We start from the raw sequence: 20,998 nt of genomic DNA on the forward strand, positions 1-20,998 counted from the left end.
CATAGTATACAAGGGTCCATTGTATTGGCCCGACAAGACTTAACACAGCAGTTTAATCAGCGAGATAATCGGTCCAACCCCGGGAAGCGTGCGTAATCGCTGATAATCAGTCCGCTGAGATAGCATAGACTCTGCCATTTTTTCTAGTTCATTACGCTGAATTGAAAGCTCAAGGTAACGTGGCAATTGCAACTTAAAAGTCGTGATACCCAATCCTTTTAAAGCAACGGGCAAACCTATTGAATGAGCTGCGATCTCGTAAACTTCTTCAAGAAATCGTTGTTTGCAGACCTTCCGTCCAACGATATCCCATGCTCGCTTTACAAAAGTCGCTTTTTTATAACGTAGGATAGAAGTCGGAGTGGGAAACTTTAGTAATAACCTGCAAAACCACTCGGCACGCGTACTGTGCAGATAGCGCTCCATCTCAGGAAAATACAACGTGAGATAATGATTGAGCAAGCTATGTTGTATCCGGGTTCTGCTGAGGGAAATCTGATGATAGATATTTGATAGTTCTTGTATATCCATTGTGCTTTCAACCAATGGATCATAAAACGGGCGAACCATGCCTTGTTGCATTAGATATAAAATTAACCGTGCATCTTTGCGATCGTGTTTATCCCAGGTTTTGAATAGCATCTCTCGAGCCCGTGCCACAGACAATGAAGAAGCTAACATGCACTGAGCTCCCTGATGTTTAAACCAGAAAGCAACATTGCGGTGGTAATCGGCAGTAGGTTCAAAACCAATTGTAATTTCCGCTGGCAACGCATGGGTTGCTTTCAATGATTGTTGATAGCCCTCTAACGTGTTCGGGATTCTGATGACTTTTTAATGTCCTGAAGGCCATAAAATCAGTGCATCATGGTTTTGTTTAGCAATATCGATACCCACGAGAATAGAATCCGGATTGATATGAGTAGAGTCAGTCATATTGATGTCCTCACAGTTTGTTGATAGGTATCAAATATTCTGAGGTATAGCGCTGACTCTTTCATTACTCCGAATGTACTACGGGCGGGAATTCGCCGGATTTGATGAGATCAGCAAACAACTGGATGCGGACTTCTATTTCGCCCACCCTTACGCTTCATGAGAACGAGGGACGAACGAGAATACTAATGGACTGATTCGGCAGTACTTCCCCAAAAACAGGGACTTCACCACTATTACACAACAGGAAATGGATACAGCAATGGAAAGATTGAACAATCGACCTAGAAAACGGCTTGGATACCAAACACCTAATCAGGTATTCTTCAAATCAGGCGTTGCACTTCATATTTGAATCGGCAAAATAAAAAAGCCGCTTCAAATACAAGCAGCTCATACCATTATGGGTCAGCTTCCAATACCAATCCGACCATTGTTGAAATGGCTTGTCAGCCTATCGGGAAATCCGTCGCTACATCCACCCCGACCAGCAGCACTGCCTCACCTTGCGTATAGGTATGGAAGTTGCCGTGAACACCACCATCCGTCCAACCGCTGTTGAGTCCAAGCATGCTATCTCCGGCGTTACCTTTGACCCTCAGAGTATTCGTACTGTCTGATAAATCGGTTACATCCTGAGCAGTCAAAGCCAGCGTGTTGTCGCCAACACCATATAAAGCGATGGTCTCGATGCCGTGAATTTTATCGATCACGCTGGAGAGATCCAGATTAAAATCGCTGCCGGCCAGTCCTAGCGTATCGATACCCGAACCGCCATCAACAAACTGGAAGTCATCGCCCAATATGCGGATGTAATCGTTACCGTCGCCAGCATCGAACGAATCCGCACCGCCACGGCCGATCAAGCGATCGTTGCCAGCTTCACCCTTAAAGCTTTCCGCCACTTTGGTTCCAGTGAAATTATCGTCTCCAGGTGTACCCTGGAAGTCCGCATCACCACCGGTAAAATCGCTTCTGCCAAATATAATGTAGCTGGAGCCGGAATCGATACCGTTCGAATCAGCATTAACAGCACTGACAATCAAATCATCGAAACCATCGCCATTAACGTCCCCGGCGCTGCTGACTGGCCGACCTGATCGATCATTCGCTGCTTCACCATCCAGACGAAAACCATTGCTGCCATTAAGATCGGACAGATTCATTGTCGCATCAAATCCCGATGCCTTGCCAAATACCACATAACTGGAACCGGAATACAGACCACTCGAACTAGCGAAAAAAGCACCCACAATCACATCATCAAAACCATCTCCGTTGACATCCCCCGCACTGCTCACCGAAATACCTGATCTATCATTCCCTGTCTCCCCATCCAGACGAAATCCATTACTGCCGTCAAGATCGGACAGATTCATCGTGGCATCAAATCCGGATGCCTTGCCAAATATTACGTAGCTAGAACCGGAATTATATCCGCTCAGATCAGCTCCTGCATCACCGACAATCACATCATCAAATCCATCGCCGTTCACATCTCCTGCATCACTCATAGAACTGATTGATGCCTCATACCCACTATCCAGGCGGAAACCATTGCTGCCGTCAAGATCGGATAACTTCGTCATGGCAATGCCGGGGGCCGTGCCAAATACCACGTAGCCATAACCAGGGGCAGTAACAGTATTCTGATTATATTGATTAGTAACAATAATCACATCATCAAAGCCATCCCCGTTAACATCTCCCGCGTTGCTCACAGAGACTCCGGTAAGAAACAGATCATCCATTGTTTCAATGTTCTGGAAGAAAACACTTCTACTTTTAACAAGATCGGATAAATTCATCGTCGCATCAAAGCCGGATGCCTTGCCAAATATTACGTAATTAGAGCCACCCGTACCGGAACCATATACGCCACCATCCTGACTAACAAAAGTGCCAATAATCACATCATCAAAACCATCTCCATTCACGTCCCCCGCACTGCTCACAGAGACATTTAAATTAACAACAAAACGTAATGCATCACCATCCAGACGGAAACCATTGCTACCGTCAAGATTAGATAAATTCATTGTCGCATCAAATCCGGATGCCTTGCCAAACACAACATAACTGGAATCAGAATACTCAGACCCTGAATAATAACTATCATCTCGGGCCCGACAAACACCAATAATCACATCATCAAAACCATCCCCGTTCACGTCCCCCGCACCACTCACAGAGATATGATGAAGAAGAGTTTCATCCACTGTTTCACCATCCAGGCGAAAACCATCGCTGCCGTTAAGGTTGGATAAATCCAACGTGGCATCAAAGCCGGATGCCTTGCCAAATACCACGTAACTGGAACCCAATATGGAACTGTTCGGATCAGCACGAAGAGTGCCAATAATTACATCATCAAAGCCATCGCCATTAACATCTCCTGCATTGCTCACAGAGATGTCTTGAAATATATGCACGTCCACAGTTTCACCATCCAGGCGGAAACCATTGCTACCATCAAGATTGGATAAATTAATACTTGCTGTTGTCATTATTTTTACCTCTGGAATAAAAAGAGATTTGGCGGTAAACTATCATTGGTCAAGGATTTCGCTCTCATCCTGGCCATGGGCCGGATAGTTTGATAATCCGGTTTACCCGGTCGGAAATTCCGTTCCCTATACCGTAAATCGTTAATTTAAATTATTTTTATATGAATTTTTGACGAGATCAGACATTGTGATGCAGAAAATATAATTTGTAAATCGCTATATTCCGGTCATCAGTGCGCGTAAATCCGTTTCCCATTTCAGTAACTTGTCATGCGCATGCTGGCGCTGGAGTGGGGTGGTGCTATTGTGCAAGTGCGCGATAAAAGCGCAGGTATATTCGGATAGCTTTAACTGATAAGCACGATAATCCGGATCGTCGGAACGGTGCGTATGCTCGATCAGATTCTGTAAAGCCGTAATGGCTTGTTCCGGTGTGACGGATTCTGGAGTGAGCTGACGCAATATTCCCAAAGTCTCTTGTTGTCGGCGCTGGCGTTCGATCATCCAGATTTCGGGATTGAAAGGTGAGGATTCAATGCTGGCTGCGATTAATTGCCGTTGCACTTTGTTAATGTTGCCATATAGATTCTCAATGCGCTTGATGGTGCGCTTGATCGAAGCCTGCCGGCGCTCTTCCGGGTCTGGCTGCAGATAGTCGTGACGCAGCTCCTCATTGCTTTTGCTATAGCGTTGTTCGAGGTGACGCCACTGCGCTTCGCCTAAACGCAAGACCACCGGTGCACTCAGCTGCACAGCCTGTTCAAAGGCAGGTGCGATAATACTTTGCAGTTCGTCAGACCAATGACAAATTTGCGTAGCTGTCAACGGGCCGTCGATCTGGTCGCGTACTGCTGCCAGCCAATCCACATATTCCGGAAGCTGTGCCGTACGATGCCAGTTAAACCACTGCTGAATCGCCTGCTTAGCGTGCGGTGTCTGTCCGCGATTAAAATCGACATAACCGTCCAGCCACCACCAAGTGAGTTGTGCCCCGTGATCATAGCCCAGGCGCACAATACTGCAAGCGCTGAGTAACGACAAAAAAGTAATTAATAATACTATGGTTCTTGCAACGGATCGCATGATGGTACTTGTCAGTTTAACGATGTTAGAAAGTGCGCCGCTATGCGGTTGGGAACGAATTCAAACTATGGATTTATTATACCTAACTTGTGTTTTATCACTTGCTTTATCCATCGAATCGGCTGAATTGCAATTGTTCGTTTGTCCCACTTTATTCTCGATAGGATGGCGTTCATCAGCGGGGTGAGATTATCGTATGACTTGATATGGCTTGTATCAGAAACCATAACAGACTAAACTTGGCTTCAATCTTCAGCGTGTAAGCTTAACTCTGGCGACAACATTTCTACACTAGAATTTTTCGCATGGAAGAAAAATTACATCATAACCGTCCCAAATATCTGAATCTGCTCAAGATCAGACAGCCCATCCCAGCCGTGGTTTCGATTCTGCATCGAATCAGCGGCGTATTGCTCTTCTTTCCCGGCATCCCGTTTTTGCTGTGCGGTTTGCAGCTCTTGCTGGAATCACCGCAAGGCTTTGAAATTTTGCAGGGTTATATCAATAATCCAATGATCAAGCTGATGCTGCTGCTATCACTCTGGTTCTTTTTGCATCATTTATGCGCCGGCATCCGTCATCTGTTACTGGATATGCAAGTCGGCATCGCATTGGAACAGGCGCGGACAGGAAGCAAACTGGTGTTGATTGCGGGGTTCGTACTCACTACATTGTCGGGATTGGTGCTATGGTGAAGCAGTCCGGATTGGCTGTCACTGGCGCGCACTACGGTTCGAGGGATTGGCTGCTCCAACGTGTGACCGCCATTCTGATGACAATTTATCTTATTGTTCTGGTCAGTGTGTTATGTGTTACTGCCCCACAGAATTACGCGGAATGGAAAGGCTTATTCCAGTCTCAATGGTTGCGCATCGCGACTTTTGTGTTTTTTATGGGTATGTTCTGGCATGCATGGGTGGGTATGCGCAATATCCTTATGGATTATGTTCATTCCACCCCGATTCGCTTAATGATGCATATCGCGGTGGTGATTGCTTTGCTGTTTTATCTGGTTTGGACTGCGGAAATATTGTGGAGTTAATGTGTCATTAATCAAAAGAAAGTTTGATGTGGTCATTGTTGGGGCAGGGGGTGCCGGAATGCGGGCGGCGTTGCAGTTGTCCGAAGCAGGATTGAAAGTGGCGGTGCTGTCCAAAGTATTTCCCACGCGTTCTCACACCGTTTCAGCACAAGGGGGAATTGCCGCTGCGCTGGGTAATGTAACCGAAGACAATTGGCATTGGCATATGTACGATACCGTGAAAGGCTCGGATTATCTGGGCGATCAGGATGCCATTGAATTCATGTGCCGTCATGCCAACGAAGTGGTATACGAATTGGAACATTTTGGCATGCCGTTCGATCGTCTGGAAAACGGAAAAATCTATCAACGTCCGTTCGGCGGCCAGTCGCAGAATTTTGGCGGTGCGCAAGCCACGCGTTCATGTGCTGCGGCTGATCGTACCGGTCACGCATTGTTGCATACCCTGTATCAACGAAATGTCAGCGCCAACACGCAATTTTTTATCGAATGGATGGCGCTGGATCTGATTCGCGACGAACAAGGCGATGTATTGGGCGTCACTGCGCTGGAAATGGAAACCGGGGAAATTCTGGTGTTGCAGGCGCGGGCGACTTTGTTCGCCACAGGTGGCGGCGGACGGATTTTTCAAGCCAGCACCAATGCATTGATTAATACCGGCGATGGCCTGGGCATGGCTGCACGCGCAGGAATTCCGCTGGAAGATATGGAGTTTTGGCAATTTCACCCCACGGGCGTATACGGTGTGGGCGTTTTGATCAGTGAAGCGGTGCGAGGCGAGGGCGGTTATTTGCTGAACAGGGAAGGCGAGCGTTTCATGGAGCGTTACGCGCCTAATGCTAAGGACCTGGCCAGCCGCGATGTGGTTTCACGCGCCATGACTACGGAAATGAAGGACGGGCGCGGTTGTGGCGATGAGAGTGATCACTTATTGTTAAAACTTGATCACTTGGGTAGTGAAATTATTAAAACCCGGTTGCCGGGCATCCGTGAACTGGCGATTAAATTTGCCCATGTCGACCCTATTAATGAACCGATTCCGGTCGTGCCCACCGCGCATTACATGATGGGCGGCATTCCCACCAATTATTTGGGGCAGGTCGTTGCGCCATACAAAACCGGCCCGGAAGAAGTCGTATCCGGATTTTACGCAGTAGGCGAGTGTGCTTGTGTTTCGGTGCATGGAGCCAATCGACTGGGCACGAATTCATTGCTTGATCTTATCGTCTTTGGCCGCGCTGCCGCCAATCAGATCATTGAAGATTTGAAAACGCATTCGCATCATAAACCACTGCCGGAGGATGCAGCGGACAAAACATTGAACCGTCTGGCGCGATTGGAAAACCAACAAAATGGCGAGAGTGTCGCGCAAGTTCATGCTACCTTGGCCAAGACCATGCAGACTTATTGCGGTGTGTTTCGCTTTGAAGATATGCTGCAAAAAGGCGTGGAGAAAATTCTTGAGGTCGGTGAGCAAGTGGGACGCACGGAAATCAAGGATAAAAGTAAAATATTCAATACCGCACGGATTGAAGCGCTTGAACTGGATAACTTGAAAGAAGTGGCCATTGCTACAATGATCTCGGCGGAAGCCCGGCGCGAAAGCCGGGGCGCCCACGCGCGTGATGATTATCCGCAGCGGGATGATGTCAAATGGTTGAAACATACGCTATTTTTCAGTCAAGATAACCGACTGGATTACAAACCCGTGCGCCTGAAGCCGCTGACGGTCGAATCGTTTCCGCCCAAAGCCAGAACCTATTAAGATCCATTCCTTGGTTTAAATCTAATCTAATCAGGTTTTTATAATTCTTGAACCCACCCGATAAATTTTATGAAGAAAAATAAATATGTCGTTTTGCTGATTTCTCTTATTGTCTGTTTTCCCTATTCTGTCTCAATTTCCGCTGAAACCCGATACGTATCGGATCAATTGGAGGTAACCTTCCGCAGAGGCCCGACCCTGAGTCATGCAATTCTCAGAATGTTGAAGAGTGGCACCCCTGTGGAGGTGCTGGAGAATGATGCAAAAACCGGGCATACGCGCGTCAAGATTGCCAATGGCACGGAAGGCTGGATACTGAGCCGTTATTTTAGCGCCGAACCTGACGCCAGATCGCAACTGGAAAAAATGGTGAAGCAGATCGACCTTGCAAACGTGGATGAAGGTTCTATACGCACCCAGTTAAAAGCCATCAAGGATGAGTATGAAAGTTCGCAAAAACGCCTGAAAACACTTGAGAGTGAAAACAAGCGGTTAGTGGAACAAATGGAATCCATTAAAAAAACTTCCGCCAATGTGCTGCTTATTGACGAGGAAAACAAGGAATTGCATGAAAAATTAACCACAGTCGAAGAGCGCCTCATTGCATTGCAACTGGAAAACCGTGAACTGGAAAACCACAACCAGAAGGATTGGTTTATTGCCGGAGCTCTAGTTTTATGCGGCGGGATATTTCTGGGCGTGGTTCTCCCGATGTTCAGCAGAAAAAAACGCTCACGCTACGGTGATTTCGGTTAATCCGTGACAATAAATCGGATTTCTGAATGTTTGAAAGTATTGTTTTACGACGATCTGAAGGACACTTACCGATTACAATCGGTCAAATTTCTGAAGCATTGTTGTATTACCAAAAGGTACATATCTTTATTGATCGTGGCACATTATTTAATCTCATTGAGCAAATCGGAACTGGTCTTTTCCTCACACTCCTGAATCGTCGCGAGGTGTCAGCTGTTTACTGTGAAGAGATACTGGGTACTGCATCGGATTCTTTAGGTATATCTCCTTTCTATCGTTATGTTTCGACCATTTATGCTGGTAATCAGAAAAGCGGTCAGTTACCACCGTTGCAAGAGCGTTTAGAGCACGAACTTAAACTCAGAGGAATTCCGGAACCGGAGGCAATGCGATTTTCTCGTGCTTTTGTGACTAAAGTTCCTAAACGTAAGCTTTCTGGAAACTACTTTCTTCAAGGAGGTATCATTGAATCAGCGAAATGTGATTTATTGGATAATGAATATACTAATCAAGTAGCCCATAAAATCATTACCGCCATGCCAGGAGGTTACGTAGCCGGTGACGATCTGAAGTTTGAAGTAATGAATGCGGAGCACGGGATGATTGTTGATACAAACATCGATTTGGAGTTAATCAATCAAAAAAGATCCCAACTTATACCCTCGGTTGAACCATTAACTATTGCTCTCCTGCTGAGCTATCTATTGGAGGCGCGTGCCGATTTAGCTTTGGCGTCATTTTATGGTGGTGACTTTGTAACTTCCACCGTCAATTCTTGAATCATCCAGGCTCGGCATATCGAACTCCTCAGAAGATCAAAGATAAACGTTGATATGCGCCGACAATTTATTGAGATGGTTTTGCCTGATTCTCCAAGCTTAGCTGAAGTGATCGACTCCGGCGAGCGCTCTTTTGAAGATTTTCTTAACTTACTGGATCGAGCAGCAAAATTTAAAGATTGGCTAAAAGGTGTCAATCCCGATGAAGGTTTGATTCGCACTTATATGCACGATATCTCGTCGAAAGATTGGATTCAAAAGCTTCCTTCAAAAAGCCTTCGCTATGTATTGACACTTGGAGTGAGTGCAACGAATCCATTAATTGGAGCGGCTGCGGGACTAGTTAACGATTTTGTTTTGGAGAAATTATTAGCTGGTTGGCGTCCTAGTCATTTCATTTCTGGAAAACTTTCTCCATTTATCCAGAATCAGTAATTAATGAGATGTTATAGGAATAATTACGAAAAATTTTTACACAAGATCACCTCAGAGTAGCTTCGAAGCATTAACTCGTGCCAATGGATAAAATTCCTCAGTGCATTTTGCTGCTAATTTAACCTGTACTTGATGATGGTTCATGGCGTTCTATTTGTAATTCTTTTTTGCACGAATTCTGTCGAACGAGATAGAAAAGCAATTCGTATTAATGCCGAGTATCCTGTGTCTGACAGGTTAGTAATTTTGGCGGGAATTTTCCTGCTGACGATGGCTTTGTCCGGCTGTGTGCATCAAAAATTTATCAGTGAGCCTTATCCTCGCTGGGGAAAAGAAGTACATGTCAATCAGCCGGAGAGTGATGGCCCGTTGCTCCTGCGGATGCTTTCACCAGCAAATTCTGTCCAAGCAACAGCTTGTGTGTTACTCGTTCACGGCATGAATGAACATATCGGGCGCTATGGCGAAGTGGCGCAGTATTTTGCGCGGAAGTTCATAGTTGTTGGTTTTGATCATTATGCGCATGGGCTTTCGAATCCGGTATTGCAGCAGGCGGATTCAGCATTAGCCAGCGGTTCGGGTGAGCAGCAGGTTGGCGATGCTTATCTGGCGCAATCGCCATTGAAGAATTTGGAGCCGCTTCGGCGCAATCTGGATCGTGCGCTCAGAGAAACGATTGCGCTGTGTGATGTAGAAAGTGAATCAGAACGCCCGGTGTTTATTATTGCGCATAGTTTGGGCGCTTTGGTGACCGCTTCTTACTTGATGCAATTGCGCGACGAAAACGCATTGCTCAAACGAGTGCTAGGAATCGTCTTTTTGGCTCCGGCGTTTGCTGTCAGCGAACCACCGGGGTGGCGCGGTTGGATGGCGAATCCTCTGATCAAGCTGTCGTTTCACGCCGAAACCCATTTCCTGCACCCTCAGAATGAACCCTTGCCTGCGTTAATTTTCAATCAGGTAGTTGCATTAGTGACGGTGCCTATCCTGGATAGCCTGTTTGAAATGGCATCTTGGCCCGGCTTGCGCAGCTTTCTGTCGCCGGTTTCTCCGGAGTGGGTGCAGGATTATTTGACCGATAGTGAAGAAGAAAAAGCACGCCTGCGTGCTGATGGCTGGATTGTCCGTCGCACCTTGCTGCGTTTCGTGAAAGGTATCGAAGCGGAGATTGTAAGTTTTCGCCGTCACATGAAGGAATTTTCAACACCATATTATCTGGTGTATTCGGAGCAAGATCCGATCACGCCGGCATGGGGCAGCAGGGATTTTGCCCGTGCGACTTTACAGTCTCACCCTGATAACGAGGTTCTGATATTTTCTAATCTACAGTATCACCAGCATCTATTCTTAAAAGAACCGGCACGCTCGGAGCTTCTGATGAATATCGTGCAATGGATGGAGCAGCGGCTATATTCATTGGAATGACAGTTACATCGTTCCGATAGTAATCATTATTGCTATTGGAATGCCGGATTGAGCTTGATCCTGGCCATTATTTATTTGTTAATCCGAGAACTCAAATAACCCGTCATTTTTATAGTATTACTTCATTCTTTGTGAGAATTCTCACAACCACTATATTTTTAGATGGGATACACTTTTCTTGCTCATTAAAAATGCTTCATAAATACTAAAAAGAAAGTGGGAGTAGGAGCATGGATAAAGAAATTTGTTGGGATGCGCTTGCGTGTAGGGATCATCAGATAGCGTTGGCTACGATCAATTGGTTGAATAATTGCCAAACCAGGGATGAATTTAATCAGGCATTGAAAGTGGCATTATTGCCACTTCTGGCATGCAATGGTGTGTTCTACGGACGGCTTGCAGGCGAACGAAATACGCTGCAGTTGCTTGACAGCATTAATCAGTCGACATGTTGTCAAGAAGGGTGGAAGCGTTTCTTACACGTTGTTTTGCAGAATTTGCCAGGAGAAGGGTTTATATGCGATAACGTGAATATGTCACTGCCGGTCCATTCTGCTAATCTTGTTGAGTGTCTTGACGGTCTGAGTAGTTGTCATCATTCTTGCGATCAATCCTGGCAGCAATCACATAACAACTATACGCTCATTACAGTTTTTGATGAGGGGCATCAATCCGCATTCCGGTTTTATTTTTGTCGGCTCACCAATCATCATCAAATTTTCAGTCAACGTGAAATCGAACTGCTGAAAATACTTAGACCCGCTCTGTTGCAGACGCTGAATTTCATATTATTTCGCGAAGAAACACTGAATCGCAGGAAAGTGCAGAGCTTTTGGTCGGATCATGCCGATCCGGTCGTCGCCATCCGGAATGATGGTGCGGTTCTTTTACAAAGCCAAGCCTTTGTAAAAGCTATCGGGCCGGAACTAAACTTGTTTCTTTCGACAGCCTTGAATCTTATTCAATTTGTTCAATGCAATCAAATCGGATACTACAGCTTTCTGTCAAAACTAGGTAAACGTCTCTATGAAATCAAACTGACTTTAATTCACTCAAATGCCGATTATCAACAAGATGTTTATTTCCTGCATTTATCCCGCGTAACCAACAAAAATGGAAAAATCTTCAACCGGTTAGACAGAACCGGTCTAACCAGCCGCGAACTTGAAATTGCCACGCTGATTTACCAAGGTAACTCCCCCAAGGATATTGCCGAAGAGATTAGTCTCAGTTATCACACCGTGCGCAACCACATCAAAAGTATATACAGCAAATTGGGTGTTTCGACACGCAGCGAAATGCTGGTGAAACTGGCATAAGGGAATTTCTCCAATTGTAATTCTTGTAATTACTTACTCAAAATGACTCAATTGGGTTATTTATGCGCAAATTATTTTGTTGTATAAAAATAACTCAGTATAGATATTCAGTATCGAGCTGCTATTAAAGCAAAAACAAAGCTGTGTCACGAGGCATAAAATTATTTACATAAAATGAGCAATAATCATTTGAAGAAGGGAAGGTTCTCGTGATTTGAGTATAAGGGCCAATATCTTTATGAAAAGAATCCAGGCACTGTTTAATTTTATTAATGTGATGATTACTATGAGTATTTTAAGCGGTTGTGCCGTGCATTATTACGATAAAAAAACCGGCGCAGAACATGTGTTCGGTATTGGGCATATGGTGATGAAAGTTTCAATCCCCGAAGGCAGTCATCAAGCTGTTGTGAAGGGCACGGATATCATAGGCTTAGGTATAGGCCAGACCAAGGAAGGGGGATATCTAAGTCTGGGTTGGGATAACCGCCGCTGGATTGAAGTTATCGATAAAAATACCACAGTCGATTTGGCTTGGCCCAACGGCAATTTTCTGAATACACGCATTGGTTCATCTTGGCCGATGGAGGATGCACTGAAAAATAATCAAAAAGAGAACGATCATGAATAATACAAATTTTCTAAATATTAGTAGCTCTGTTCTATTGTTAGTTTCTTTAAGCGGTTGTGCCATAGGATTCGATCATACGTTATTTATGACCAAATCGAATGTTGGGGTTGATATTGATACCAAAGCTCCGACAGCGGAAATTTCGATTGCTAGGAGAGAATTGGTTATAGCGCCAGCATTTGAGAAAGGGCAAACTCCGCCGGTATTGGCAGGCTTTAGGACAGGTAATCGGTTATTGTTCGGTTTTGATGTCTCTTCTGTCTTTGCCGGAGGAAATGCAGCTTTAATGTTATCGGATCCATCTAATATAAAAGATAATTCAGAGTTATGCTTGCAAGTTAAACCCGTAGGTAAATTACACCTTGGTCCAATTGAATTGGCCAGATTTTCTCTGCCAACAAAAGGCGAAATACGGCCTTTTGTATTTGGAACAGACACCACATTTGGGTTAAAAGTAGCTTGGTCAGGAATGACGGCACAATTTCCAGATTCTCTAAAGATTGGATTCAATCGGAAGGAATTAGCACTGGCACCTGTATTTGGGAGTGACAAGGGTACTCAAAACTGCCCTTATCTCGTAGGAATGCCTCCATTTTTAGCATCCATTGAAATGACTTCAGAAACAGCCACGCCTCAAACGTTTGATCTAGCTTACCGGCAAAGCTTTTCTACTGGAAGTGCAGCGGTTGAATTAGCAAAAGATCCCAACATCAAAATGTTATTGTTAACTCGAATGGATCGTCCAATTACAGGAACATTTGCTGAAGATAAAAATAGCATATGTATTAAACAGTGGTTGGAATCAGATTTACCACAAAAAAAGGAAAAGACAAAAGAAATTAACAAGTGGTTGGAAGGGAATGGGCACAAATTTAAATCAACTTCTTTAATTTATACAGAAGAATTTTCTGGTGTGCGAGCTCAATTTATCAAAGAGAAAAATATTGACTGTAAAGGGGAATGATCAAATGGAAGAACAAATAAAGAAAACTTCTGAAGACAAAGTGCCTGCAGTTGTTGAGCAATTCATTTTAGATGGCTACACAACTATTATGTTAAAAAAGGTGGATGATAAATGGATAATTACAGCGAGCAATTGATCAAGTTGATTATTCCGTGGCTTGATAAGCTCGTGACGGATGTAAGTGTATCTTGTTACTTGCTCCAGGCTTATCGAAGACCCAGTTTTAACTTAATAAATTAACTCACGATTCGGTCTTCAACGGATTATTATTCATAACTTAATTAATAAACTATGACCATATTAAAAAGAGGCTCTATAGGCAACGAAGTAAAAGTGCTGCAAAAGCGTTTACTTGAAATAGGTTTTAATCCAGGTGATCAGGACGGTGAATACGGTGGTGGAACAGAAGCCGCGGTTCGTGCTTTTCAGTTGAGTAAAGGTTTGCTGGCGGATGGTATTGCCGGAAGGCGAACGTCGGCTGCACTGAATATACCTGAAATATCTATAGAGCCAGGCCGCTCGCTCAGTATTGCCGAGGTCACGGTGGAGCGCGTTTCGCATATATTTCCGGATGCACCGATCGGGAATATTAAAAAGCATTTGCCTCCGGTATTGGATGAGCTGTTAGCTGCGGATTTAAGTGATAAACCGATGGTTCTTATGGCTTTGGCGACGATTCGTGCAGAGACCGCGGGCTTTGAGCCGATTAACGAATATAAGTCGAAATACAATACATCACCCAGTGGGTACCCTTTTGATTTGTATGATAACCGTGCAGACCTGGGTAATACTGGAAAACCGGATGGAGAGAAATACAAAGGCCGCGGCTTCATCCAGTTGACTGGTCGTCATAACTATAAAGTAATAGGTGAAAAAATCGGACTGGGAAATAAGCTGATAGAAAAGCCCGAACTTGCCAATGACTCTGAAATTGCCGCCAGAATTCTTGCTGCTTTTTTAAAAGAAAAAGAACTGCGAATTAAGAAAGAGCTATTGGAAGGGGATCTACGCGCAGCCCGGAAACTTGTTAATGGCGGGAGTCATGGTCTTGATCGTTTTTCTGAAGCATACAATATTGGGCAAAAAGAAATACCTGATATAACTTAGCATATTTATGAAATTCGGATTCGAATAGATCTCATTAAACTTAATACAGCACTTAGCACTTTTAAGTTGACTGCAGTTTTTTATGCTCGGATCTAGGAGACTAAAATTGAATTATAGAAGTCAATAGAATCATTGAATAAGTAGCAAGTTAACAAATTTGACTGATTTATTAATTAACTGATAATTGTGAGGGAATAATGAAATTAAGAATCTTGATATTTTTAATGCTCTTAGTTTGTTGTAAGAATGCTATAGCTGAGGGTACAGATATTCCTCTCGAGGATGCTATGAATAATAATGGTATTGCACGTCTAAGTGATTCTGAATTTTGGTTTTTTGTTTTCGGGTGCGGGGTAATAGGTATTTTAGTTAAGATAGTTGATTATTCGATTAAATTGAATCAAATTGGGACAGTGCGGAAATTAGAAAACTTTACAGAGAAGGGTGCGTTGATAGAATGGTCTTTGTGGTTTATTTCAGCTTCAATAGTTGGTTTCTTAGGGAATCAAGTAGGCTTATTTCAAGCCTCGATTCAAGCAGCAGTGATGATTGGATTGGGTTGGCCAACTGTATTTTCTCAGATCAAGCAGAGATATAGTCCACAATCAGATAGCAAAGAAACCGTGGATCAACAGCGTAATGAAGTGTATGAAGATTTGAACCTGGGGCGAGAGTGCATAACTTCAAACGAGTGTTACGATATAGACGAGGAAAAGGGGAAATAAAATGGCATGGAGAGTGGCAGATAGCCTTAAGATATTAAGGGAGCAAATCAATCAGATTGCACCTAATCGTAGCGTTTCTAGTGACGGAACTATCGGCGATGCAGCGCATGCATCACGAAAATCTGATCATAATCCATGGATAGTCGAGAATGGAATTGGGGTAGTAACTGCATTAGACGTAACACATGATCCGATGCATGGATGTGATGCACAAAGATTAGTTGATTCGCTAGTTTCCAGTAAAGATTCAAGAGTTAAGTATATAATTTATAATAGAAAAATAATTAGTTCAACATTTAAACCGTGGGAATGGCGCCCATATGAAGGAGTAAATCCTCATATCAAGCATTGTCATATATCTGTAAATGGTGAAAAGGAAAAATACGATTCTGCTTTACCATGGCAGATAAACTTAACATAGTGTCATCTTGTAAAAATTAGGATTTCATTCGTATTCGTTTTAGCGAGATGCGCGGCGATTGAGCTCATTATCGGATACCTGAAGTCGGAATATCGAATGGTGAGAAATTACCTGAAAGGCGCTATGGGCGATCGCATCAACCTGCTCCTGCTGATGGCTGCGCCGCCGCTTGGAATCTGAAACAATGACTGCTAGCCATTATTTGGTTATTTTTCCGGTCGCAGAAACTGCAGTCTGCGCAATAATAGAGATGTCATTGATATTTTGATATGACGCATTCGGTGACAAGTGAGAATTTGTCAAGTAATTCATGGGGAGTGATTTATGTGAAGTTTTCATAATTGTGGCGATATTGCTTTTCTCAATCATGAGCGTACTTCACCCAGTTTTCTAAGACGTTACAATCCATTCTCTCTATTGAATAATGAAGGCATTTAATAAAACAAAAGTGACACGAATGCTGAAAGGGACATTCATTGATCTGATGCAACGCATACCCGGCCAGGCCAGCGCGGAATGGCCGATGGGCGAGCCTTTTACGCTGGCGTTTGCGCACGGCACCATGTCGGTGGAAGTTTATGCGCCCAAGGGTACGGATATACAAACACCGCATGATCAGGACGAGTTGTATTTCATCCATTCCGGTCATGGCGAGATTGTGGTAGCGGGTGAACGTCATTCATTTGAGCCCGGTATGGTATTTTTTGTCGCAGCGCATGTCGAGCATCGTTTTGAGAATTTCTCAGCGGATTTTTCTACCTGGGTAGTTTTTTGGGGCCCGAAAGGCGGCGAATAGATCATGCTCAAATTTTACGGTTATAAAAAATGCGATACCTGCCGCAAGGCGGAGCAATGTTTACAGCAAGCCGGAATTAGCTACGAATTTGTTGATATCACCGAAAATCCACCAACCGCGGAAGAACTGGCCGGGATTGTTGCATGCGCCAATGTTTCATTGAACAAACTTTTTAATACCAGCGGGGTGCAGTACCGCGAACTAAAAATCAAGGCACAATTGCCTGCCTTATCTGACAAGGAAATACTCACGTTGCTTGCGGGTAATGGCCGTTTGATCAAAAGACCGCTGATTACCGATGGGCAGCGTGCAACCGTGGGGTTTAACGCGGAGAAGTTTGCGGATATCTGGGGTTGATTTTTTCAATTGCGGTTTCTACGTTCATAAGCCGACAGTGCAGAGTACGCGGGCGGTATCCTGGATTTCAGACAACAAACAAGCTTGCGCTTTAGGTCTCATGCTTGTACTCTTTGAGCCACGATCGATACAAACAGTGTCTTATTCCATTTCCATAACCGGATCAAGCAGGAGGCGAAATTGAGAGATCAACGTTTTTTAGTACGGAAAGCTGCGGTACTGGGCGCTGGCGTGATGGGCGCGCAGATTGCGGCGCATCTGGTCAATGCCAATATCGAAACATTGTTGTTTGAGTTGCCGGGTGATGCGGACAATCCCAATACCAATGTGATCAAGGCGGTGGAGAAACTTAAAAAGCAGGAGCCCGCACCGCTATCGATCAAAACCAAAGCCACCTGCATCCAAGCGGCCAATTACGATCAACATCTGGAACAGCTCAAAGATTGCGATTTGGTGATTGAAGCGATCGCCGAGCGTATGGATTGGAAGCGCGATCTGTATGTCAAGGTTGCGCCTTATTTGGGGGAGCATACGATTTTTGCCAGTAATACCTCGGGATTATCGATCAATCAGCTGGCCGAAGCTTTTCCGGAAGCATTACGCCATCGTTTTTGCGGCATACATTTTTTTAATCCGCCGCGCTATATGCATCTGGTCGAATTGATTCCTTGTCAATCCAGCGATGTGGCAATGCTTGATCATCTGGAAGAATTTCTGGTGACTTATCTGGGCAAAGGCGTGATACGCGCCAAAGACACCCCCAATTTCATCGCCAATCGCATCGGCGTGTTTTCGTTGCTAGCGACCATGCATCATGGCCGGGAATTTAATTTTGGATTCGATCTGGTCGATGCGCTGACGGGTTCCTTGATTGGGCGTCCCAAAAGCGCAACGTTCCGTACCGCGGATGTGGTCGGTTTGGATACTTTGGCGCATGTCATCAATACCATGCGCGATACGTTGCCGGATGATCCCTGGCATCGTTATTTTGCTGTGCCGGATTGGCTGCAAGGTTTAATCGAAACCGGTGCGCTGGGTGAGAAGGTCAAGCGTGGCGTTTATCAGAAAATAAAAAATGAAATTCATGTATTTGATCTGCCATCGCAAACCTATCGTTTGTCCGCGGCTGAAGTGGATGATGAATTGAAACAACTGTTGAAACACAGCAATCCCGCAGAAAAATTTGCTGCGTTGCGCAATAGCCAGCAGCCGCAAGCACAGTTTTTGTGGTCCATATTCCGTGATTTGTTTCATTACTGCGCAGTACAACTGGAAGCCATTGCGGATAATGCGCGCGATCTCGATCTGGCAGTGCGCTGGGGGTTTGGTTGGAATCAAGGGCCATTTGAGATCTGGCAGGCAGCAGGATGGAAGCAAATTGCCAATTGGATTCAGGAAGATATCTCTGCTGGGAAAAGTATGAGTCAAGCGCCTTTACCACAATGGGTAATGACGATTGCCGCAAGCGACAAAAAAAGCGTGCATGCTGCACAGGGTTCTTTTTCTCCTGCATCCGGGGAACTGCAACCGCGTTCCGCACTGCCGGTGTATCAACGCCAATTGTTTCCTGATCGATTAATCGGTGAAGAAGTGGTATATGGAAAAACCATATTTGAAACCGATGCCGTGAGAATGTGGCATAACGGTGATGGCATTGCCATACTCAGTTTTAAGAGCAAAATGCACACGATTGGCATTGACGTACTGGAAGGAGTCCAGCACGCAATTAAGGAAGCTGAAAAAGATTGGCGCGCCCTGGTGATCTGGCAAACAGAGCCGCCGTTTTCTGCCGGAGCTAATTTACAGAAGGCCACGGAGCGGCCTAAACCGAATGCGGAGCAGGGCAGTGCGCCGCCTGCACCACCGCAGCCGCCGAGTGCATTTCAATCATTCCTCAAAAAATTCAAGAAATCCGCCCAGGCTACGGTGCTGCAAGTGGCACGGGAACTGGATCTTGCCGATGTGCTGATGGCTAAGAAACTGGCAGAAGTGGAAGGAATGATCAAGCAGTTTCAACAAACTTCACAAGCGTTGCGCTATTCGATGATTCCGACGGTTGCGGCCGTGGATGGCTTGGCATTGGGTGGCGGATGCGAATTTGTCATGCACTGCGACCGTGCGGTGGCAACGCTGGAAAGTTATATTGGTTTGGTGGAGACGGGTGTTGGGCTATTACCTGCGGGTGGCGGATGCAAGGAGTTTGCCATGCGCGCGGCGCAAAATGCCAAAGACGGCGATCCTTTCCCATCGCTCAAACACTATTTTCAAACCGTGGCAATGGCGGAATTGGCGAAAAGCGCGGAGCAAGCCAAGGATCTCGGTTATTTGCGTCGGGCCGATACCATCGTGATGCATCGTTTTGAATTATTGTACGTGGCCAAGGCACAGGCGCTGGCATTAGCCGAGTCTGGCTATCGCCCGCCATTGCGCATGCGGGAAATTCCCGTGGCGGGTAACACGGGCATTGCAACGATTCAAAGCCAGTTGGTTAATTTGCGCGCGGGCGGTTTTATTTCCGAACATGACGATCTGATTGCGAATAAGGTAGCGCATGTCATGTGTGGAGGTGATTTAACACCCGGCAGTCTGGTCGATGAAAATTGGTTTTTGGAATTGGAACGAACAGCCTTTATGGAGTTGCTGGCAACCGCAAAAACCCAGACGCGCATCGAGCACACACTGAAAACCGGCAAGCCACTTAGAAACTGATATCACGATTCACGGAGAATTCTATGACCAAGCAAACTCAAGAAGCCTATATTGTAGCTGCTGTACGTACTCCGGTGGGAAAAGCGCCGCGCGGCATGTTCAAGAATGTACGCCCCGACGACATGCTGGTGCATGTGCTGCGTGCGGTGATGAAGCAATGCGAAGGACTGGATCCGAAGGCAATTGATGATGTGATTGTCGGATGTGCCATGCCGGAAGCGGAACAAGGCATCAATGTGGCGCGTGTGGGATTGTTATTGGCGGGTTTGCCCGATAATGTGGCGGGTATGACAATCAATCGCTTTTGCGCATCGGGCCTGCAATCGGTAGCTCTGGCTGCGGATCGCATTCGCCTCGGAGAAGCCGACGTGATGATTGCGGGAGGTACCGAAAGCATGAGCATGGTGCCGATGATGGGTAACAAAGTTTCCATGAATCCGATGATGTTTGAGCATGAAGAAAATGTGGCGATCGCTTACGGGATGGGTATGACCGCAGAAAAAGTGGCCGAACAATGGAAAGTGTCGCGCGAAGATCAGGATGAGTTTGCTCTGACCAGTCATCAGCGGGCTATCAAAGCTATCCAATCCGGCGAATTCCAGCAGGAGATTGCACCTTATCCGGTGGATGAGAAACGCCCCGATCTAGTTACGCACCATGTGCGTGAGAAAGTTGTCATCAAAGATACTGACGAAGGACCCCGTGCCGACACCAGCCTGGATGCATTGGCGAAGTTGAAACCGGTTTTTGCTGCCAAAGGCTCGGTAACTGCAGGAAATAGCTCGCAAATGTCAGACGGTGCCGGCGCGGTGGTTTTAATGAGCGAAGCTGCGATGCAACGTTTCAATCTGTCCCCGATCGGGCGATTTATTGGATTTTCGGTAGCCGGTGTGCCGCCTGAAATTATGGGTATCGGCCCGATCAAAGCGATTCCCAAAGTACTCGCACAAACCGGCATCAAGCAGGATGATTTGGATTGGATCGAGCTAAATGAGGCATTCGCGGCGCAAAGCCTTGCAGTGATTCGCGATCTGGGATTGGATCGCAATAAAGTGAACCCTTTGGGCGGCGCAATTGCATTAGGGCATCCGCTGGGAGCCACCGGCTCAATTCGGGTGGCTACATTGCTGCACGGATTGCGGCGTCATAAACAAAAATACGGCATGGTAACCATGTGCATTGGAAGTGGAATGGGTGCGGCAGGTGTGTTTGAGGCGCTTTGACAGAATTTTATGTTCTAT

At 45.5% G+C, this 20,998-nt stretch carries 21 protein-coding genes and 1 pseudogene; 19 read left to right on the forward strand and 3 right to left on the reverse strand.

What is annotated here, in order from left to right; all coding sequences use genetic code 11:
* Positions 1-39 precede the first annotated feature (39 nt).
* From ATY38_RS11055 to ATY38_RS11065, 3 genes are all read right to left on the reverse strand, one after another.
* Positions 40-828, reverse strand: coding sequence for an IS110 family transposase (locus ATY38_RS11055; protein ID WP_082633027.1), 789 nt, complete (start codon positions 826-828; stop codon positions 40-42).
* A 557-nt stretch (positions 829-1,385) separates the two neighbouring features.
* The gene (locus ATY38_RS11060) at positions 1,386-3,443 is read right to left on the reverse strand and encodes an integrin alpha (protein ID WP_062559351.1); all 2,058 of its coding nucleotides are present in this window, start codon (positions 3,441-3,443) and stop codon (positions 1,386-1,388) included.
* Positions 3,444-3,659: 216 nt separating this feature from the next.
* Entirely contained in the window at positions 3,660-4,526 is an 867-nt protein-coding gene (locus ATY38_RS11065) for a DUF6279 family lipoprotein (protein WP_062559352.1), read from the reverse strand.
* Positions 4,527-4,831: 305 nt separating this feature from the next.
* Here ATY38_RS11065 and sdhC point away from each other — a divergent pair, with 305 nt between their 5' ends.
* From sdhC to ATY38_RS11150, 19 genes and pseudogenes are all read left to right on the forward strand, one after another.
* A complete protein-coding gene (sdhC, locus tag ATY38_RS11070; protein WP_062559353.1) occupies positions 4,832-5,221 on the forward strand; it encodes a succinate dehydrogenase, cytochrome b556 subunit in 390 nt (129 codons plus the stop codon).
* Positions 5,215-5,568, forward strand: coding sequence for a succinate dehydrogenase, hydrophobic membrane anchor protein (sdhD, locus tag ATY38_RS11075; protein ID WP_062559354.1), 354 nt, complete (start codon positions 5,215-5,217; stop codon positions 5,566-5,568). The genes sdhC and sdhD overlap by 7 nt, the downstream gene beginning before the upstream one ends.
* Position 5,569: 1 nt before the next feature.
* Entirely contained in the window at positions 5,570-7,333 is a 1,764-nt protein-coding gene (sdhA, locus tag ATY38_RS11080; RefSeq protein ID WP_062559355.1) for a succinate dehydrogenase flavoprotein subunit, read from the forward strand.
* A 69-nt stretch (positions 7,334-7,402) separates the two neighbouring features.
* Positions 7,403-8,089, forward strand: a complete 687-nt coding sequence (locus tag ATY38_RS11085) for a TIGR04211 family SH3 domain-containing protein (protein WP_062559356.1) — start codon at positions 7,403-7,405, stop codon at positions 8,087-8,089.
* A gap of 26 nt (positions 8,090-8,115) precedes the next feature.
* A complete protein-coding gene (locus ATY38_RS11090) occupies positions 8,116-8,868 on the forward strand; it encodes a hypothetical protein (RefSeq protein WP_062559357.1) in 753 nt (250 codons plus the stop codon).
* Positions 8,869-8,922: 54 nt separating this feature from the next.
* Complete coding sequence (locus ATY38_RS11095) at positions 8,923-9,303, forward strand: hypothetical protein (RefSeq protein ID WP_062559358.1); 381 nt, start codon at positions 8,923-8,925, stop codon at positions 9,301-9,303.
* Between the two features lie 225 nt (positions 9,304-9,528).
* The gene (locus tag ATY38_RS11100; RefSeq protein WP_235590267.1) at positions 9,529-10,728 is read left to right on the forward strand and encodes an alpha/beta fold hydrolase; all 1,200 of its coding nucleotides are present in this window, start codon (positions 9,529-9,531) and stop codon (positions 10,726-10,728) included.
* 230 nt (positions 10,729-10,958) lie between these two features.
* Positions 10,959-12,047, forward strand: coding sequence for a response regulator transcription factor (locus tag ATY38_RS11105; RefSeq protein ID WP_062559360.1), 1,089 nt, complete (start codon positions 10,959-10,961; stop codon positions 12,045-12,047).
* Positions 12,048-12,333: 286 nt separating this feature from the next.
* Complete coding sequence (locus tag ATY38_RS11110) at positions 12,334-12,678, forward strand: hypothetical protein (protein WP_143023494.1); 345 nt, start codon at positions 12,334-12,336, stop codon at positions 12,676-12,678.
* Positions 12,671-13,642 carry a hypothetical protein gene (locus ATY38_RS11115; RefSeq protein WP_062559362.1) on the forward strand — a complete coding sequence of 324 codons (972 nt, stop codon included), beginning with the start codon at positions 12,671-12,673 and terminating at the stop codon, positions 13,640-13,642. The genes ATY38_RS11110 and ATY38_RS11115 overlap by 8 nt, the downstream gene beginning before the upstream one ends.
* Positions 13,643-13,646: 4 nt before the next feature.
* Positions 13,647-13,778, forward strand: a complete 132-nt coding sequence (locus ATY38_RS16835; protein WP_256325573.1) for a hypothetical protein — start codon at positions 13,647-13,649, stop codon at positions 13,776-13,778.
* 155 nt (positions 13,779-13,933) lie between these two features.
* On the forward strand, positions 13,934-14,749 hold the full coding sequence (locus tag ATY38_RS11120) for a peptidoglycan-binding protein (RefSeq protein WP_062559363.1): 816 nt from the start codon (positions 13,934-13,936) through the stop codon (positions 14,747-14,749).
* 197 nt (positions 14,750-14,946) lie between these two features.
* Complete coding sequence (locus ATY38_RS11125) at positions 14,947-15,474, forward strand: hypothetical protein (protein WP_062559364.1); 528 nt, start codon at positions 14,947-14,949, stop codon at positions 15,472-15,474.
* Between the two features lies 1 nt (position 15,475).
* Complete coding sequence (locus ATY38_RS11130) at positions 15,476-15,895, forward strand: hypothetical protein (protein WP_062559365.1); 420 nt, start codon at positions 15,476-15,478, stop codon at positions 15,893-15,895.
* Positions 15,896-15,940: 45 nt separating this feature from the next.
* Positions 15,941-16,080 (forward strand): annotated as a pseudogene (locus ATY38_RS17065) (IS5/IS1182 family transposase); the annotation flags it as partial.
* A gap of 272 nt (positions 16,081-16,352) precedes the next feature.
* Positions 16,353-16,691, forward strand: coding sequence for a cupin domain-containing protein (locus ATY38_RS11135; RefSeq protein WP_062560183.1), 339 nt, complete (start codon positions 16,353-16,355; stop codon positions 16,689-16,691).
* 3 nt (positions 16,692-16,694) lie between these two features.
* Positions 16,695-17,048: an arsenate reductase family protein gene (locus tag ATY38_RS11140; protein ID WP_062559366.1), complete on the forward strand. Its 354-nt coding sequence runs from the start codon at positions 16,695-16,697 to the stop codon at positions 17,046-17,048.
* Positions 17,049-17,228: 180 nt separating this feature from the next.
* Positions 17,229-19,757, forward strand: a complete 2,529-nt coding sequence (locus ATY38_RS11145) for a 3-hydroxyacyl-CoA dehydrogenase/enoyl-CoA hydratase family protein (RefSeq protein WP_062559367.1) — start codon at positions 17,229-17,231, stop codon at positions 19,755-19,757.
* Positions 19,758-19,780: 23 nt separating this feature from the next.
* Positions 19,781-20,980, forward strand: coding sequence for an acetyl-CoA C-acyltransferase (locus tag ATY38_RS11150; RefSeq protein WP_062559368.1), 1,200 nt, complete (start codon positions 19,781-19,783; stop codon positions 20,978-20,980).
* Positions 20,981-20,998 lie beyond the last annotated feature (18 nt).

The organism is Nitrosomonas ureae (assembly GCF_001455205.1).
In the GTDB taxonomy this organism is placed as follows: domain Bacteria; phylum Pseudomonadota; class Gammaproteobacteria; order Burkholderiales; family Nitrosomonadaceae; genus Nitrosomonas; species Nitrosomonas ureae.